This window comes from Rhodanobacter sp. sgz306013 (genome assembly GCF_057031145.1).
On the sequence record NZ_JBXCIJ010000001.1, the window covers coordinates 163,657 to 180,838 of the forward strand.

Annotated in this window: 17 protein-coding genes; 9 read left to right on the forward strand and 8 right to left on the reverse strand. The window is 69.9% G+C overall.

What is annotated here, in order from left to right; genetic code table 11:
* Positions 1-108: 108 nt before the first annotated feature.
* Positions 109-231 carry a hypothetical protein gene (locus tag AC2EWF_RS00820; RefSeq protein WP_483637455.1) on the reverse strand — a complete coding sequence of 41 codons (123 nt, stop codon included), beginning with the start codon at positions 229-231 and terminating at the stop codon, positions 109-111.
* Between the two features lie 109 nt (positions 232-340).
* Here AC2EWF_RS00820 and AC2EWF_RS00825 point away from each other — a divergent pair, with 109 nt between their 5' ends.
* Positions 341-1,111 (forward strand): c-type cytochrome, encoded by a 771-nt coding sequence (locus AC2EWF_RS00825; protein ID WP_483637456.1) that lies wholly within the window; start codon positions 341-343, stop codon positions 1,109-1,111.
* Positions 1,112-1,242: 131 nt separating this feature from the next.
* Here the strand turns inward: AC2EWF_RS00825 and AC2EWF_RS00830 are convergent, their stop codons facing one another.
* From AC2EWF_RS00830 to AC2EWF_RS00845, 4 genes are all read right to left on the reverse strand, one after another.
* Positions 1,243-1,776 carry a mismatch-specific DNA-glycosylase gene (locus AC2EWF_RS00830; RefSeq protein ID WP_483637457.1) on the reverse strand — a complete coding sequence of 178 codons (534 nt, stop codon included), beginning with the start codon at positions 1,774-1,776 and terminating at the stop codon, positions 1,243-1,245.
* Positions 1,760-2,458, reverse strand: a complete 699-nt coding sequence (locus tag AC2EWF_RS00835) for a Dph6-related ATP pyrophosphatase (protein WP_483637458.1) — start codon at positions 2,456-2,458, stop codon at positions 1,760-1,762. The genes AC2EWF_RS00830 and AC2EWF_RS00835 overlap by 17 nt, the downstream gene beginning before the upstream one ends.
* Complete coding sequence (locus AC2EWF_RS00840; RefSeq protein ID WP_483637459.1) at positions 2,455-3,855, reverse strand: sensor histidine kinase; 1,401 nt, start codon at positions 3,853-3,855, stop codon at positions 2,455-2,457. Before AC2EWF_RS00840 ends, AC2EWF_RS00835 begins: the two co-directional genes overlap by 4 nt.
* A gap of 715 nt (positions 3,856-4,570) precedes the next feature.
* Positions 4,571-5,236, reverse strand: a complete 666-nt coding sequence (locus AC2EWF_RS00845; RefSeq protein ID WP_483637460.1) for a response regulator transcription factor — start codon at positions 5,234-5,236, stop codon at positions 4,571-4,573.
* Positions 5,237-5,383: 147 nt separating this feature from the next.
* Between AC2EWF_RS00845 and rng the strand changes: the two genes are divergently transcribed.
* Genes rng through tldD form a run of 3 tightly spaced genes read left to right on the forward strand, consistent with a single transcriptional unit; the run spans position 5,384 to position 12,347 of the window.
* Positions 5,384-6,862, forward strand: a complete 1,479-nt coding sequence (gene rng, locus AC2EWF_RS00850) for a ribonuclease G (RefSeq protein ID WP_483637461.1) — start codon at positions 5,384-5,386, stop codon at positions 6,860-6,862.
* Between the two features lie 21 nt (positions 6,863-6,883).
* Entirely contained in the window at positions 6,884-10,852 is a 3,969-nt protein-coding gene (locus tag AC2EWF_RS00855; RefSeq protein ID WP_483637462.1) for a YhdP family protein, read from the forward strand.
* Between the two features lie 55 nt (positions 10,853-10,907).
* On the forward strand, positions 10,908-12,347 hold the full coding sequence (gene tldD, locus AC2EWF_RS00860; RefSeq protein ID WP_483637463.1) for a metalloprotease TldD: 1,440 nt from the start codon (positions 10,908-10,910) through the stop codon (positions 12,345-12,347).
* A gap of 656 nt (positions 12,348-13,003) precedes the next feature.
* Here tldD and AC2EWF_RS00865 read toward each other — a convergent pair.
* Positions 13,004-13,213, reverse strand: a complete 210-nt coding sequence (locus tag AC2EWF_RS00865) for a BrnA antitoxin family protein (RefSeq protein ID WP_483637464.1) — start codon at positions 13,211-13,213, stop codon at positions 13,004-13,006.
* Positions 13,214-13,223: 10 nt separating this feature from the next.
* On the reverse strand, positions 13,224-13,502 hold the full coding sequence (locus AC2EWF_RS00870) for a BrnT family toxin (RefSeq protein ID WP_483637465.1): 279 nt from the start codon (positions 13,500-13,502) through the stop codon (positions 13,224-13,226).
* 157 nt (positions 13,503-13,659) lie between these two features.
* Here AC2EWF_RS00870 and ribH point away from each other — a divergent pair, with 157 nt between their 5' ends.
* From ribH to AC2EWF_RS00885, 3 genes are read left to right on the forward strand one after another with little or no spacing between them, the layout of a single operon-like run.
* Positions 13,660-14,121 carry a 6,7-dimethyl-8-ribityllumazine synthase gene (gene ribH, locus AC2EWF_RS00875; RefSeq protein WP_483637466.1) on the forward strand — a complete coding sequence of 154 codons (462 nt, stop codon included), beginning with the start codon at positions 13,660-13,662 and terminating at the stop codon, positions 14,119-14,121.
* Positions 14,121-14,567, forward strand: coding sequence for a transcription antitermination factor NusB (nusB, locus tag AC2EWF_RS00880; RefSeq protein WP_483637467.1), 447 nt, complete (start codon positions 14,121-14,123; stop codon positions 14,565-14,567). Before ribH ends, nusB begins: the two co-directional genes overlap by 1 nt.
* Positions 14,567-15,109 (forward strand): GNAT family N-acetyltransferase, encoded by a 543-nt coding sequence (locus AC2EWF_RS00885; RefSeq protein ID WP_483637468.1) that lies wholly within the window; start codon positions 14,567-14,569, stop codon positions 15,107-15,109. Before nusB ends, AC2EWF_RS00885 begins: the two co-directional genes overlap by 1 nt.
* 9 nt (positions 15,110-15,118) lie before the next feature.
* Here AC2EWF_RS00885 and AC2EWF_RS00890 read toward each other — a convergent pair whose 3' ends face one another.
* Positions 15,119-15,577, reverse strand: a complete 459-nt coding sequence (locus AC2EWF_RS00890; RefSeq protein WP_483637469.1) for a nuclear transport factor 2 family protein — start codon at positions 15,575-15,577, stop codon at positions 15,119-15,121.
* A gap of 135 nt (positions 15,578-15,712) precedes the next feature.
* Here AC2EWF_RS00890 and thiL point away from each other — a divergent pair, with 135 nt between their 5' ends.
* Both thiL and AC2EWF_RS00900 read left to right on the forward strand, forming a co-directional pair.
* A complete protein-coding gene (thiL, locus tag AC2EWF_RS00895; protein WP_483637470.1) occupies positions 15,713-16,675 on the forward strand; it encodes a thiamine-phosphate kinase in 963 nt (320 codons plus the stop codon).
* Positions 16,672-17,181 carry a phosphatidylglycerophosphatase A family protein gene (locus tag AC2EWF_RS00900; RefSeq protein WP_483637471.1) on the forward strand — a complete coding sequence of 170 codons (510 nt, stop codon included), beginning with the start codon at positions 16,672-16,674 and terminating at the stop codon, positions 17,179-17,181. Before thiL ends, AC2EWF_RS00900 begins: the two co-directional genes overlap by 4 nt.
* Position 17,182: the final 1 nt, after the last annotated feature.

Below are 17,182 nucleotides of genomic sequence, written 5' to 3' on the forward strand. Positions count from 1 at the left end.
TCGCTCGAGGTGCAACGCCAGCGGCTGTCGGGCCGTGGCTCCCACGCGCAGAGCGGGCAATGGATGTGTGGCTGGCGTTTCATCGGCAGCGCCTCCCTGGTGGTTGCCTCAGCGCTCAGGCGGCAGCGGTTGGCCGTCCACCGTGTCGAGGAACCTCTGCGCCCGCCGCGCATGCGTATGCTGCTCGAAGCCGTAGGCGGTGCTGATCAGCGTGGGTTCGCTCCACCTCATGGCATCCCCGGCTGGGGCGGCGCGGTGTCGCGCCTGGCGGAGCATAGGCCGCCACTCCGCTCGATGGCATCGCCGCCAACCTGCCTATACTCGATGGATGAATCCACGCATGCCTGCCTCCCCGCGCGCCGTTGCCGGACGTGCCGCTCGGCGCCTGTCGTTGCTGGCCTCGTCGCTGCTGCTGGCGCCGGCGCTGGCCGCCGCGCCCGCGAAGTCCCCGTCGTCGGCCGCGCCACCGGTGCCCGACACCTTGCAGCAGCGCATCGCGGCCTGCACCGCCTGCCACGGCGAGCGCGGCGAGGGTTCGCCCGGCAGCGGCTTCTTCCCCCGCCTCGCCGGCAAGCCGGCCGGCTATCTGGTGCGCCAGCTGCAGGATTTCCAGAACGGCCTGCGCAAGTACGCACCGATGGAATACACCGTGCGCGGGCTCGACCCGGCCTATCTGCGCGAGATCGCCGAGTACTTTGCGAGGCAGCAGGTGCCTTATGCGCGCTCGCGGCCGCCCGCGGTATCCGCTGCGGTGCTGCAGCGCGGTGGCCAACTGGTCAGCGCAGGCGATCCGGCACGTGGCGTTCCCGCCTGCCGGAGTTGCCACGGCAGCCAGCTCACCGGCGTGCAGCCCGACATCCCGGGCCTGCTGGGCTTGCCCTACGACTACCTCAGCGCCCAGCTCGGCGCGTGGCGCACGCACACCCGCGCCACCGTGGCACCGGATTGCATGGCCGAAGTGGCCGGTCGCCTGGACGCGTCCGACATCACGGCGGTGGCGGCGTGGCTGGCCAGTCGCGAACCCCCGCCCGACATGCACGCGCAAGCGGCCGGCAGCGTGCAACCGCCGCTACGCTGCGGTGTGCTGGCGGGCGACAGCGACGGGACATGAAACGCGTGCCCGGGCAGCCGGGGGCGGTACTGCCGGCGCAACAGCCTTCCCGTCCCCGGCAAATGGCGGCGGCGGTGGTGCGTGCGGGGCCCCGGGAAACGTGCGCTCTTCCCGGAAGCGGGGCGCCGCGGCTAGCGGCTTGCCTGTCGCTCGAGGCGATACAGCGCACCCAGCGCGTGCCACGACCCGATATCCCAATGCCCCCGCGCCTGTCCTGACGGCGAGGGCAACACGAATACCCGCGTGCCGCCGATGGCCTCGTCCTGCAGGCCGTAATCGACCGCGCGGCCCAGCGCGGCGCGCGCCGCGTTCTTGCTGGTGAAGGCGAGCAGGCGGGGCGCGTAGCGCTCGATCTTCGCGCGCAGCGAGGGCGCATCGAACGCATCGCGTGGCAGTTCGTCGTCGTTGCCGCTGTGGCGCTTGGCGAGGTCGGTGAGGCCGATGCCGAACTGCGGCAGCAGCGGAAACTCGGCGGGCGCGAACAGGCGCGGCGTAAGGCCGGCCTCGAACAGCGCGCGCCAGAACAGGTTGCCGGGGTGGGCATAGTAGGCGCGCTCGGCGGCGGAGCGCTTGCCCGCTGCGGTGCCGCAGAACACCAGGACGAGGCCGGGGCACAGCACGTCGGGCAGCACCTGTGTCGGCGGGTTCTCAGCCAGGCGCGCCATCGTCGAGCAGGAAGTCGGTGAACTGGAAGCGGCCGTCGCGCAGCACCGATTCGCCGCGCTTGAGCCGGAGTGCATGCTTGAACAGTGGGCCGCCGAAGCTCAGGGTGTGGAATTCGCCGCGCTCGCCGCAGGGATCGGTGCCGGCGGGCAGGGCGTCGAGCAACGCCGCATCGTAGGCGCGGCCACAGAAACCCGCATCGAGCTGCCGGGTGTCCACGCAACACAGCATGGCGCGATGGCCTTCGGCCACGAAGCGGCGCGACAGCGCCGCGGTGTCCTCGCCCCACAGCGGGAACACCGCGCGCCAGTTGTCGCGGCCTAGCTGGCGCACGCGGTAGTCGCGCACGTCTTCGAGAAACAGGTCGCCGAACGCGCAGTGGCGGATACCAGGCCAGCGCATGCGCGCCTCGACCAGCGCCTGCGCATGCGCGGCCTCGTAGGCCTCGTTGCTGCCCGGCCAATCCAGCAGCACCTCTACCAGGGGCAGGCCGAGCGCGGCGACCTGGGCCTTGAGCACATCCTGCCGCACGCCATGCATGGCGATGCGCTGGTAGTTGCGGTTGACTGTGGTGAGCAGGCCCACCACCCGCCAGCGCGGATCGGCACGCAGGCGCTGCAGCGCCATCAGGCAGTCCTTGCCGCCGCTCCAGGCGAGCAGGATGGGTAGGGAAGTGTCGCTCATGGTGCGGGAGAATCCTCGGCGATGGCGGCGCGCCAGTCCAGCGTGGCATGCAGACGCTGCTGCGGATCGAGCCGGAAGTCCAGCGCCAGGTTCAGCGCCCGTGCTGCCGCGGTGGTGAGCGCCAGGCCCAGCCCGGCATGGCCGGCGTGCGGCAACTGCTTGCGCCAGAAACGCTGGCCGAAGCTGGCGAGGTCGGCCTCGGTAAGGCCGGGTGCCGCGTTGTCGATGGAAAGTCCCCGCGCGTCGACGCGCAGTCGCACGGTGTCGCCCGCGGGCGCGTAGGCGCAGGCGTTGCCCAGCAGGTTGCCCACGATCACTTCCAGCAGCGCGGGGTCGGTGCGCAGCTCTTCGGGCGGGACGCCTTCGCTCGCCAGGGTGAGGTCGCGAGCCGCGGCCGTGGCCTGCTGGCGCTGCCGCTGGCGTTCCAGCCACGGCGCCAGCGCCAGCGTCTGCCATTGCGGTTGTTCCAGCCCGGATTGCAGCCGGGTGAGCAGCAGCAGGGCAGTGACAGTGGCTTCCAGTTCGGCGCCGATGCTGCCGATCTCGGCAAGCAGGTCGGTCATGCTGCGGCCGCTGGGGTAGCGCGCCTCCACCTCGGCCAGCGCGCGCAGCTCGGCGAGCCGGGTGCGTGTTTCGTGGGCGAGGCCGCTGGCGAACTGGCGTTCGCGCGCGAGGCCGTCGTCCATGCGGCCGAGCACGTCGTTGAAACGCGCTACCAGCGGGTCGAGCTCCTTCAGGCCGATTGGCGCGAGGCGCTGGCCGGGGGCGTTTGGGCCGATGCTGTGCATGCGTTCCACCAGCGCGCCGATCGGGCGCAGGCCGCGCCGAACCACCAGCGGCACCGCGATCAGCGCGATCGCAGCGGCCAGCAGCGGACCCAGCGCGAGGATCCAGTCGATCGCCAGCAGCAGCTGGTCGAGCGTGTGGCGATCCTGCACGAACAGCAGCCGGCAGGTGGCGGGCGCGGTCGTGCCGGCGACACGGGCATCGTCATCCTCACCGACCGGGCGGGCGAAGCTCAGCCGCACCGAATCCAGGTGGTGCTCGTGGTGGCCGAGCCGGGCGAAACGCGGTTGTCGACCCACGTCGTCGGGCCAGCCCGCGGGCACGGCGGGCGGCGGCGGATCGCTGCGCTGCACCGGCGCGCCGTCGCAGCGCAACTCGTACCAGCTGTCGCCGTTCGGCAGGCCGCTGGCGACACGGCCGACGGGCACGTCCTGTTCCAGCGCGACCATGTTGCCGAGCGCGTGGGCCTGGCTGAGCAGATCCTGGCGGAAGCGGCTGGCCATCTCGTGGTCGATCCGCCAGTCCATCAGCCTCGCGCCGCCGCCCAGCACCAGCAGGCAGACGACCGCCAGCAGCAGGGTGACGCGGGCGGAGAGGGACGCGGGCCTCATGTCTGGCTCGCTTTTTTCTCGTGGGAGACGTTTTTTGCTTGTAGGCGGGTTTCAGAGCGGTTTCGGGCGCCTGCAGGCGCCCGAGTTACTTTCTCTCGCTTGCCCGAGAGAAAGTAACCAAAGAGAGGGGCACCCCGATGGCGCGCCCTCCAGGCATCCTGCCTTGCGGGCGCGCGGGCGGGTGGCGGGGTTATTCGACGGAACTCCTGTTCCGGCGAAAAACTGGCCCGAGTCCCTGCGAGCCATCCTGCGGACTTTCCGCCCCCCACCCGCCGCGCCATAGGGGCCCCGGAAAAGTAGCGCACTCCCGGTGTGCAGAAGCAGCGGCAAGAGCACCCCACCGCGGCGCTCCCCTGCAAGCAAGGAAGGAGGACGATCGGAGCGCGAGCACTGCCTTGGCCTTGGCCGTTGCTTCTGGCGTGCACGAGGCGCGCCTGCTTTTCCGGGCCCCCTGGGCGGCGGTGAGGCGGGGACGAGGAGGCCGCGCAGCGGGCGAGGCCATGGATGGACTCGCCTTTTCGCGCGGGCAGGAGCCCGCTCGAAAAGGCCGCCCCCGCCTCACGGACTTGCCGGGCAGGACGCCCGGCAAACGCCAACCGGGGTGGCCTTCTCTTTGGGTTACTTTTCTCTTGGCCACGCAAGAGAAAAGTAACTCGAGCCGCGGTAGCAGCTCGAAACCGCTCCGAACCTTGCGGGAGCAAGAGAGAGGGAGTCGTCACGGGATCAGATACCCCGCACCGCGCCGCGTCTCGATCAGGCCCGGCATCCCCGCCCCGTCCAGCTTGCGGCGCAGGCCGAACACCAGCACTTCCACGCTGCGATCGGAGGCCTCGCTGTCGCTGCCGGCGGTGCGGTCGAGGATTTCCTGCCGGCTGAACGCGCGGCCGCGGTGGCGCAGCAGCAGCCCCAGCACCGCGAATTCGCGGGGGGTGAGCGCCAGCGGCTGGCCGGACACGCTCACGCTGTGCGAGCGCGGGTCCCAGGACAGTGCGCCATGGCTCAACACGGTGGGCTGGGCCTGCTGCGGGCGCCGCGCCAGCGCGTGCAGGCGCGCCACCAGCTCGTCGAAGGAGAAGGGCTTCACCAGGTAGTCGTCGGCGCCGGCGTTCAGCGCCTCGATGCGGTCGGGTACCTGGTCGCGGGCAGACAACACCAGCACCCGTGGCCGGCGCCCACCCGCGGGCAGGCTGCGCAACACACCGATGCCGTCCAGCCGCGGCAGCATCAGGTCCAGCACCACCAGTTCGTAGTCGTAGCCGGCGAGGAAGCCGCAGGCCTCCACGCCGTCGCTGGCTGCGTCCACGGTGAAGCCGGCGCCCTCGAGGCCGTGGCGCAAGGTCTGGCGCAAGCGTTCGGAGTCCTCCACCAGCAGCAATTTCATGCTGTTTCCCTTGTCGAAGCCATGGGCGGGCCCGCCTATTGTGGCCGGAGCGGCTTAGCAAAACATTCGGCTTTGCGCACCGTGCGCTGCGCATCGACAGTTGGCGCGGCCTGCCGCTATAAAGATCGTCTATTCTGGGAGTGGGCCGTGAGTGAAGAAATCCTGATCAACGTGACCCCGCGCGAGACGCGGGTGGGCGTGGTCGAGAATGGCATGCTGCAGGAAGTGCATGTCGAGCGCGCATCCAGGCGCGGCTACGTGGGCAACATCTACAAGGGCCGGGTGCAGCGGGTGATGCCGGGCATGCAGGCGGCGTTCGTGGAGATCGGGCTGGGCCGCGCGGCCTTCCTGCACGCTTCGGACATTGTGCGCCCGGCGCTGCCGGAAGGCGCCGAGGGCAACGGCCACGGCAACGGCCACACGCCGTCGATCAGCGAGTTGGTGCACGAAGGCCAGGAAATCGTGGTGCAGGTGGTGAAGGACCCGATCGGCAGCAAGGGGGCGCGGCTGTCGGCACACCTGTCGATCCCCTCGCGCTACCTGGTGCTGCTGCCGTACGCGCACACCATGGGCATTTCCGCGCGCATCGAGGACGAGGCCGAGCGCACGCGCCTGCGCGAGGTGATGGGCAGCCTGGTCGGCGAGAACCCACTGGGCTACATCGTGCGCACCAACGCGGAGGGGCAGAGCGCCGAGTCGCTGGCGTTCGACGTGACCTACCTCGGCAAGGTGTGGCGCGTGGTGCAGGAGAACATCGCCAGGACCCGCGTCGGCGAACGGGTGTACGAGGAGCTCTCGCTGCCGCTGCGCAGCCTGCGCGACATGCTCACCGACGACATCGAGAAGGTGCGCGTGGATTCGCGCGAGACCTTTGAGAAGGTGGTGAAGTTCGTGCACAAGTTCATGCCCAGCCTGGACGACCGGGTGGAGCATTACGACGGCGAACGGCCGATCTTCGACCTGTACAGCGTGGAGGACGAGATCCAGCACGCGCTGAAGAAGGAGGTGCCGCTGAAGTCGGGCGGCTACCTGGTGGTCGACCAGACCGAGGCAATGACCACCATCGACGTCAACACCGGCGCCTACCTCGGCACGCGCAACCTGGAGGAGACCGTCTACCGCACCAACCTGGAGGCGGCGCAGGCGGCGGCGCGCCAGCTCCGGCTGCGCAACCTCGGCGGCATCATCATCATCGACTTCATCGACATGGTGGACGAGGAGCACAAGCGCCAAGTGCTGCGCATGCTGGCCAAGGGGTTGGCGCGCGACCATGCCAAGACCACGGTCTACCCGATGTCCTCGCTGGGCCTGGTCGAGATGACCCGCAAGCGCACCACCGAGAGCCTGGAGCGCCAGTTGTGCGAACCCTGCCCGGCCTGCGGCGGGCGCGGCACGCTGAAGACCGCCGAGACGGTGACCTACGAGATCTTCCGCGAGATCACCCGCGCGGTACGCCAGTTCAACGCCGAGAAGCTGCTGGTGATGGCCAGCCCCGCCGTGGTCGGCCGCATCCTGGAGGAAGAGTCCGCGGCGGTGGCCGAACTGGAGGAGTTCATCTCCAAAAGCATACGCTTCCAGGCCGAGGAACATTATTCGCAGGAACAGTTTGATGTGGTTTTGCTGTAAATCGGCGGCGGCTCCCCTTCGATGAACACGACATGGCGGCGACGGCTGCACCGTGGCGTGCGCGCGATGGGCTGGGTCGGCGGCATCGCCGTGATCGCACTGGCGGTGCTGATGGCCGTGGCGCAACTGCTGCTGCCGCTGCTGGCCCGGCACCCGGAATGGGTGGCGCGCGAGCTCTCCGCGAAGCTGCAGCGCCCGGTGCGTTTCGCCTCGCTGGAGGGGCGCTGGACCGGCTCCGGTCCGCTGTTCGTGCTGCGCGATGTCACCGTGGGCGTGCCACCGGGCGGCACGGGCACGCCGATCGAGATCCCGGAATCCGAGCTGCGGCTGGACTTCGGCGGCTGGTTGCCTTCGCGGCACCTGGTGAACCTGCGCACGCGCGGCCTGCAACTGGACCTGAGCCGCGACGCGAGCGGCCGTTGGCACGTCAATGGCCTGGGTAACGGCGGCGGCGCCGAGCAGCAAGCCGGCTTCGGCCAGCTGTCGGTGGCGCTGTGGCTGGACAACCTGCAGCTGAACATCACCGACGCGGCCAGCGGCAAGCGCTACCGCCTGGTCGCCGACCAGCTGCGGCTAAGCCGGCAGGGCAGCCACCTTCGCGTGGGCGCGCTGCTGCGTCGCGAAGGCGTGCCGGGCGAACTGCGCGGCGCGGGGCGCTTCCGTGACGATGGCAGCAGCGGCCGGCTGTGGCTGTCCGGCCAGCAGCTCGACCTGGGCGCCCTGCTGGCCGGCGTGGACCTGGGCGGCTACGGCGTGCAAGGTGGCCACGGAAATCTGGCCGCGTGGCTGGACTGGCAGCGGGGCAAGGTGGTGCGCAGCCTCGCCCGCTTCGATCTGGATGCGCTGCGCATCGCCGGCGCGAACGGCACGGTCGAGGTGCCCGCGCTGCACGGCGAGGCCGAACTGAGCCGCAGTGCCGACGGCTACGAGCTGCGCTGGGCCGGTGACGACCGGGGCGCGCTGGCCGCCTGGCTGCACCATCCCGGCACGCCGCAGTTCAGCGTGCAGGCCGCGGCGCGCGACCTGCAGCTGGCGCCGCTGCTGCCGTGGCTGGGCCTGGCGCCCCGGCTGCCGCCTGCGCTGGCGACGTGGCTGGGCGCGGGCCACCCGCACGGCAAGCTGGACAACGTGGCGCTGGCCTGGACCCGGGCCGGCGGGCTGCAGCGGCTGGCGGCCGACTTCAGCGAACTCGGCATCGACCCTGCCGGCAAGTTGCCCGGCGTGGATGGCCTCAAGGGCACGCTGCGCGGCGACGGCGAGGCGGTGTCGCTGGAATTGCCCGCGCAGGCTGCCACCCTGCGCGATCCCCATACCTTCCGCCAGCCCCTGGTGATGTCGAAGCTGGCCGGTACGCTGGCGTTCTGGCATGCGGACGGCGACTGGCACCTGGGCATCGACCCGCTGGACTTCGACGGCCAGGGCTACGGCGGCCAGTTGCGCGGCGAGATCGACCTGCACGATGCCGGCGGTCCGCCGTTCCTGGACCTGTACGTCGGCCTGGGCCACGGCGAGGTCACCGCCGCCAAGCTGTTCTGGCCGGTCGACGCGATGCCCCCGGCCACCGTGGCGTGGCTGGACCGGGCGCTGGTGGGTGGTGAGATCGACCACGGCGAGGTGCTGGTGCGCGGCGACCTCAAGGACTGGCCGTTCCGCCACAACGAGGGTCGCTTCGAGGCGCGCGCCGAGATCAGCAACCTCACGTTCCGCTACTCGCCCGACTGGCCCGAGGCCACCGGCGTGCATGCGATCGCCAGCTTCATCAACAGCGGCATGCTGGTGCAGGCGGACGGCGGTTCCTCGCTGGGCGTGAAGGCGGACAAGGTGGTGGCGCTGATCCCCGAATTCGCCGACGGCACGCTGGACCTCAACGTCGACGGCAGCGGCAGCGGGGCCAGCCTGCTCGGCTTCGTGACCAGGAGCCCGATCGCGAGCAGGCACGCAGCCCTGCTGTCCGGGCTGAAGCTGGGCGGCAGCGGCAGTTTCGGTTTCCATCTCTCACTGCCGCTGGGCGCGGCGGAGAACTTCACCCTTGCCGGCAACGCGCAGCTGCAGAACGTGGACGTGAGTGAACCGGACTGGAACCTCAAGCTGGACCAGCTCAGCGGCCCGGCCGCGTTCGATGGCCACGGCTTCCACGCCGGTCCCCTCAGCGGCAGCGCCCACGGCCAGCCGTCCACGCTGGACCTGGCGATCGCCGGCGCCACCGGCGACCCGGCCACCGTGCTGGCGGCGAAGCTCAGCGGCAGCTACAGCTTCGCCGACCTCACCGAGGGCATCCCCGCGCTGGACTGGCTGGCTCCGCTGGGCAGCGGTCGCAGCCCCTTCGACATCGGCTTCAGCCTCACCGAGCCGGCGAACGGGGGCGCCCTGGTGCAGACGCTGACCATGGATTCCACCCTGGCCGGCATGGCGCTGGACGTGCCGGTGCCGCTGAAAAAGCCTGCCGCCGAGGCCTTGCCGCTGCATCTGGTGCTGACCCTGCCGCTGCAGGGCGCCGACCTCAAGGTGGCGCTGGGCGAGCAGGCGCGTGGCCACCTGCGCCTGGCCGATGGCAGCAAGCCGCTGGCCGGCACGCTCGCGTTCGGTACGCAGATGCCGATGGAACTGCCCGCGCAAGGGCTGCGCATCCGCGGCCATGCGGCGAAGCTGGATGTCACCGGCTGGGTGCAGCAGGCGATTGCGCTGACCGCCGGCAACGCCGCCGCCGCGGGCCCCGCAGGCAACACTGGGAACTCAGGCGACGCAGGCAATACGGGCGGCGGACCCGTGCTGGAAAGCGTGGACGTGGGTACCGATCACGCCGAATGGTTCGGCCGCCCGCTGGGCGCGATGACGCTGCAGGCCACACCCGCAGTCGACCACCTGCAGGCGGAGGTGAACGGCCCGGCGATGGCCGGGCGCTTCAGCGTCCCCGACAAGGAGCTGGACAAACGCGGCATCACCGCGCGCCTGACGCACCTGCACTGGCCCGGCAATCCGCCCGCGCCCAGCGGCAAGGCGGCTGCCGGCCAGCCCGAGGAGAACCCCGCCGACACCGGCATCAATCCGGCCGCGCTGCCGCCATTCCACCTGTGGGTGGGCGACCTGAGCTTCGGCGACGCCAAGCTGGGCGAGGCGCGGCTGGAGACCTGGCCCACCGCGCAGGGCATGCACATCGACCAGCTGCGCGCGTTGTCGCCCAGCGTGCAGGTCACCGGCAGCGGCGACTGGAACGGCACGCCCACCGACAGCCACACCCGCATGCGCATCGGCTTCGCCGCCGACGACCTCGGCAAGATGCTCACCGCGTTCGGCTACACCGGCCTGGTCAACGGCGGCAAGACCGAAGACCAGCTGGACGCCAGCTGGCCCGGCGGGCCGTCCGCCTTCAGCCTCGCCAGCGCCACCGGCACCCTGGCCATCCATGTCAACGACGGCCGCATCCCCGAGGTGGGGCCGGGCGTGGGGCGGCTGTTCGGGCTGGTCTCGCTGGCCGAACTGCCGCGCCGCCTGACGCTGGATTTCGGCGACGTGTTCGGCAAGGGCCTGGGCTTCGACTCGATCAACGGCGATTTCCGCCTCGCCGACGGCAGCGCCACCACGAACAACCTCGTCATCAAGGGCCCGGCCGCGCAGATCAGCATCACCGGCCGCACCGGCCTGCGCGCCAAGGACTACGACCAGTACGTGCTGGTGGTGCCGCACGTCGGCAACAGCCTGCCGGTGATCGGTGCGGTGGTCGGCGGCCCGGTCGGCGCCGCCGCCGGACTCGCGGTGCAGGGCCTGCTGGGCCACGGCCTCAACAAGACCGTCGGCGCGCGCTACCACGTCACCGGCAGCTGGGACAAACCGGTGATGACCCTGGTGGAGAAGCACGAAGTGCCCGTCGCCCCCGCCGCCACCAAGCCGCCGCTGTTGCCCGGTGCCGTGCCGACGCCGGCCGTCACGTCACCCTTGCCTGATCTGCCGGCATTCCCCGCCGCCGCATCCTCGGCGGGGCCGCCGCTTTGATTCCGGGGCGCACGCCCCCACTCTCTTCATCCCCACTGCAACGAACGACTGCCCCATGGACTCCCCGATCGCCCAGGCCCAGAGCCGGCTGCTGACCCCCGGCGGACTCGCCACCGGCGACCTCGAGCGCGTGTTCACGCAGCTGATGGGGCCGTCCATCGATGCGGCCGACCTGTATTTCCAGCATTCGCGCAGCGAGTCGTGGACGCTGGAGGAGGGCATCGTCAAGGACGGCAGCCACTCCATCGAACAGGGCGTGGGCGTGCGCGCCATCTCGGGCGAGAAGACCGGCTTCGCCTACTCCGACGAGATCGTGCTGCCGCAACTGCTGGAAGCGTCGAAGGCCGCGCGCGCGATCGCGCAGGACGGCCGTGGCGCCGGCCAGCCGCTGGCGCTGGGCAACGCGCGGCAGCTGTATCCCGCCATCGACCCGGTGGAAAGCCTGCCCAACCCCGACAAGATCGCCCTGTTGCGCGAGGTGGACGCTTACGCGCGCGCGCGCGACCCGCGCATCACCCAGGTGATCGTGAGCATCGCCGCCACCATCGACACCGTGCTGATCGCCGCCTCCGACGGCACGCTGGCCGCCGACGTGCGCCCGCTGGTGCGCCTCAACGTGCAGGTCATCGCCGAGGCCAACGGTCGCCGCGAACAGGGCTATGCCGGCGGCGGCGGCCGCTACGGCTACCGCGAGCTGATCGAGAACGGCCGCGCGCTGGCGTTCGCCGACGAGGCGGTGCGCCAGGCGCTGGTGAACCTGGATTCGGTCGACGCCCCCGCCGGCCAGATGCCCGTGGTGCTCGGCCCGGGCTGGCCCGGCGTGCTGCTGCACGAGGCCATCGGCCACGGCCTGGAGGGCGACTTCAACCGCAAGGGCAGCTCCGCCTTTGCCGGCCGCCTGGGCCAGCGCGTGGCGGCGCCGGGCGTCACCGTGGTGGACGATGGCGCGCTGCCCGGCCGCCGCGGTTCGCTCAGCGTGGACGACGAAGGCACGCCCACGAACTGCACCGTGCTGATCGAGGACGGCATCCTCAAGGGCTACATGCAGGACAAGCTCAACGCGCGCCTGATGGGCATGGCGCCCACCGGCAACGGCCGCCGCGAGTCCTTCACCGCGCTGCCGATGCCGCGCATGACCAACACCTACATGCGCGGCGGCAGCCACGAGCCCGAGGAAATCATCCGCTCGGTGAAGAAAGGCCTCTACGCGCCCAACTTCGGCGGCGGCCAGGTCGACATCACCAACGGCAAGTTCGTGTTCTCCGCCAGCGAGGCCTACCTGATCGAGGACGGCAAAATCACCGCCCCGGTAAAGGGCGCCACCCTGATCGGCAGCGGCCCCGACGTGCTCACTCGCGTCTCCATGATCGGCAACGACATGAAGCTCGACGAAGGCGTGGGCGTCTGCGGCAAGGACGGCCAGAGCGTGCCGGTGGGCGTGGGCCAGCCCACGCTGAAGATCGATGCGATGACGGTGGGCGGGACGGCGGCGTAGGGTGCTGGCCCATTCGTATGCGAACGGATTTGCCGCGAGCGGCAATCCTTCAGCGATCCTGCCACCGGAGCTGACAGCATGTTGGCCCGTGCGTGTGATGGGTCTTCGCTGCCCTTGGGGTGCTGGAGATGAGGCCTATTCGTGATCGAGGCGTGTGAAGTAACACGGCCCGTAGGGCTCGACAGGCTGGCTGTGGTTATCGCCCAGTCGGATTTCGAGACAAACTTTCATTGGCCCTGGCAAATCTTTTGGTGGTGCGTTCAGGTGCTGGAAAACGAAATCCATTTCGGCGCACCTGCCAAGGGTGAAGTTGTTTGCAGCCTCCGCGGGCCACTGATGGCACGCATCGTCGAACCGGGAACCATCCTCAAGCTCGATAGCAAACGTGGCGGGTCCGTCGTTCCACTGTCCTAGCCACAGGCCGCGGATTACCCCGCGAGCTGTGTGCAATTGCAATGCGCCCGTGGCTATTGCTTCCCACCACTCTGTTGTCCCTATCAAGCCGTGGGTCGATTTCAAGCCTCGGCCAGATGATGCAGCTAGCTGCATGGAGTGCAGACCCGGGCTGTGTTTGAGCGAATACGCGACGATCAAGGGCTTGACTCCAGATCACAGCAAATACGTTGCTCGGCGCGGCATGGAATCGGGGTCGTCAGCTACTTCCAGGACAGGTTGAGCGTGCGGTGCTCGGCCGCGCAATCGCGCAGGTAGAGGTTGATCAGGCTCTGGTAAGGGATGCCGACCTCGGCGGAGATGGACTTGAAGTAGTCGACGGCATCGCCATCCAGCCGGATGGTGATCTGCTTCTTGAGCTGCGAGGCGTAGGGGTTTTTTCTGGCCTTGGAGAAGTCGTATTCCTTGCGCATGGTGCACCTGTCAGTACTGGCGAGTTTCGGGTTTGGTGGCCCTTCTGGCCGAGATGATGCGGATGGTGCCGCTTCGCTCGCGGTAGCAATGGCAGACCACGAGTAGCCTCAACTTGAGACTGAGGCCAATCAGGACGAATCGTTCCTCGTCTACCGAATGATCGGGGTCCGGGATGATCTTTGCCCGCTCATCTGCAAAGGCCGACTTCGCTTCGACGAAGCTGATGCCGTGCTTCTTGAGGTTCGAAGCGGCCTTGGCTGGATCCCAGTCGAAGCGAAGCTCGTTCATGTAACAATCATAACTACGATGTAGTTATGCAACAAGTGGCCAAGCTGCGGCTGCGGGCTTTTAGGGACTGCCTGTGAATCGACAAGCGGCCACAACCTCAAGCCTGTAAAATACCCACTTCGCACGGCCGCCCGGCCTGTCAAGGAACACTCCGAGTATGAAAACCATCGAAGGCGATTTCGCCACGCCCAGGGGCCGCTTTGCCATCGTCGCGGGCCGTTTCAACGGTTTCGTGGTGGAGCCGCTGGTGGCCGGCGCGCGTGATGCGCTGGTGCGTCATGGCGTGAAGGACGACGCGGTCGATCTGGTCCGCGTGCCGGGCGCGTGGGAGATCGCGCTGGCCGCGCACAAGCTGGCAACCTCGGGCAAGTACGCCGCGGTGATCGCGCTGGGCGCGGTGATCCGCGGCTCCACCCCGCACTTCGACTACGTGGCCGGCGAATGCGCCAAGGGCCTGGCCAGGGCCGCGCTGGATTCCGGCGTGCCGGTGGCGTTCGGCGTGCTCACCACCGACAGCATCGAGCAGGCCATCGAGCGCTCCGGCACCAAGGCCGGCAACAAGGGCGCCGACGCCGCGATGGCCGCGCTGGAGATGGTCAACCTTTACGGCCAGCTGTGATGCACGCTCGCCCTGAAGGCATCGATCTCGCTGCACGCTCGCGCGCCCGCCGCCGCGCGCTGCAGGCGCTGTACGCCTGGCAGCTGTCCGGCAGCCACATGAACGCGGTGATCGAGCAGTTCCGCCACGAGCAGGACATGGAGGTGGCCGACCTCGACTACTTCGAGGACTTGCTGCATGGCGTGGAGCAGCACGTCGCCGAACTGGATGGCTCGCTGCGCCCCTACCTGGACCGCGAAGTGGCCGAGGTGGATCCCATCGAGCGCGCCGCGCTGCGCCTGGCCGCGTACGAGCTGAAGCACCGCCCCGACGTGCCGTACCGCGTGGTGATCAACGAGGCGATCGAGGTCACCAAGCGCTTCGGCGCCGACCACGGCCACAGCTATGTCAACGGCGTGCTGGACAAGCTGGCCGGCGAACTGCGCAGCGTCGAGAAGCGCGGCTGATGGACGCCGGCGCCTGCGCGGTAGAACAGGTGCCGGTGCTGGAAACCGCGCGGCTGCGCCTGCGCGGGCATCGCGTCGACGATCTGGACGCGTTCGCGGCGATCTGGTCGGATCCGGTGGTTACCCGCTACCTTGGCCGTGCGGCCTCGTCCTCGCGGCAGGACTCGTGGATGCGCATGCTGCGTTATCCCGGCATGTGGGCGCTGCTCGGCTACGGTTTCTGGGCCATCGAGGAGAAAGCCAGCGGCCGCTGCATCGGAGACATCGGCTTCGCCGACTTCAAGCGGGACATCCAGCCGTCGCTGGAAGGCATGCTCGAAACGGGCTGGGTGCTGTCCGCGGACGCGCACGGCAAGGGCTACGCCAGCGAGGCGCTGGCCGCGGTGCTCGCCTGGGGCGAGACGCATTTTCCCGGTCGCACCATGGCGTGCATCATCGAGCCGGCCAACGTGGCTTCGATCCGCGTTGCGGCCAAGGCCGGTTTCCGCGAGTGGCAGCGCACGCTGTACCACGAGGATCCCATCCTCGTGTTCACCCGCTGAACGCGGGGTTCACTTCACCGGGCAGTCGCGGCTGTTGTCGGCAATGCCGCTGATCAGCCAGCGGCCGTCCACCCGCGCCAGGTTGAACACGTCCGTACCGCAATGGTGCGGCTTGCCGTCGAGCAGGAACACGTAGGGCGCCCACACCACCGCGATGTTGTCATCGACTCGCACCTGCGGGTCGCGGATGCGTTCCTCGATGCGCACCTTGCCCGGCTTCACGTGATCCACGAAGTCGCCAAGCGCGAGCTGCACCGGCTTGCCGTCGCGCATCAGCGTGGCCATGCCGGCCGGCAGCACCTGCGCCCGCATGCCGGCCTGGTCGTAACGCGCCATGGCGGCGAAGAAGGCATGCACCGGCGCCAGCACCGCCGGATCGCGCGCGACTGGGGGGGCGGCAGCCCGTGCCGGAGTGGCGGCGAAGAGGGCGACGGGCAGGGCGGCAAGGCAGAGAGGGGCACAACGCATCGCGACGGGCTCCGAGCGGATGGTGGTGCCAGCCTCGCATGCGCAGCGCGTCGGCGCATGCGCCGCAGGTCACGGGCTTGCGCCGTGCCCGCGCGGATGCTCTGCTCTGTGGCCGCATCACCTCGCAGGACCGCCATGGAATTCCGCCTGATCGACCGCATCCGCGAACGCACCGCCCAGCCGCGCGACGACGTTCGCCTCGGCGTCGGCGACGACGCCGCGCTGCTGGCCGTGCCGGCGGGGCAGGAGCTGGCGGTGGCCATCGACACCATGGTCGAGGGCGTGCACTTCCCCGCAGGCACCGCGGCCGCCGACATCGGCTGGAAGGCGCTGGCGGTGAACCTGTCCGACCTCGCCGCGATGGGCGCCACGCCGGCGTGGGCGCTGCTGGCGTTGACCTTGCCGCGACCGGATGCGGATTTCGTCGACGGCCTGGCCGAGGGCTTCGCGCAACTGGCGAGGCCGTACCGGCTGGCCCTGGTGGGCGGCGACACCACACGCGGCCCGCTTGCGCTCAGCGTGGCCGTGCACGGTTTCGTGCCGCCGGGGCAGGCGTTGACCCGTGCCGGGGCGCAGGTGGGCGACGCGGTGCTGGTCACCGGCTCGCTGGGCGATGCGGCGGCGGGTTTGCGCTGCCTGCAGTCGCGCATGGACATCCAGACGCCCGCGCGCGATTTCCTGGTGAACCGCCTGAACCGGCCGGCGCCGCGGGTGGCGGCAGGACTGGCGCTGCGCCAGCGCGCCAGCGCCTGCATCGACGTCTCCGACGGCCTGCTCGCCGACCTGGGTCATATCGGCGAGGCCAGCGGCGTGGGCGTGGAGATCGACGCGGCGCTGTTGCCACGGTCGCCCGCGCTGCTCGGCCTGTTCGACGAAACCGCCGCGCGCGACTTCGCGCTGGCCAGCGGCGACGACTACGAACTGTGCTTCACCGTGCCCGCCGCGCGCGTGGCCGAAGTGCAGGCCGACCTGGCGCGGTTGGGCTGCGGCGCCACGCGCATCGGCCGCATCGTGGCGGGCGAGGGCGTGCGCGTGCGCGATGCGGACGGCCACTGGCTGGAACCGGGGCGCGCGGGCTGGGATCATTTCGGCGCATGAACGCCCCCGCCGAACGCAAGACGTTGACCGCTGCGCAACGCCGCGCGTTGCTCGCCACCCCCGCGGGCTGGATCGCCTGCGGCCTCGGCTCCGGTCTGGCGCCGGTGGCGCAGGGCACGTTCGGCTCGCTGGCGGCGATCCTGCCGTGGCTGCTGCTGCGCGGGCTGTCGCTGCCGCTCAATCTGCTGGCCATCGTGCTGGGTTTCGCGCTGGGCGTGTGGGCCTGCGAAATGGCCGGCCGCGCGCTGGGCGTGGACGACCATCGCGCGCTGGTGTGGGACGAGTTCGTCGGCCTGTGGATCGCACTGCTGCCTGCGCTCGCCGCGCCGTGGTGGGCGGTGGCCGCCGGTTTCGCGCTGTTCCGCCTGTTCGACGTGTGGAAGCCCTGGCCGATCCGCGAGTTCGACCGCCGGCTCAAGGGCGGCCTGGGCGTGATGGTGGATGACGTCATCGCCGGCGTATTTGCCGCGGCGGTGCTGGCGATCGCGCTGCACTTTCTGCGCTGAA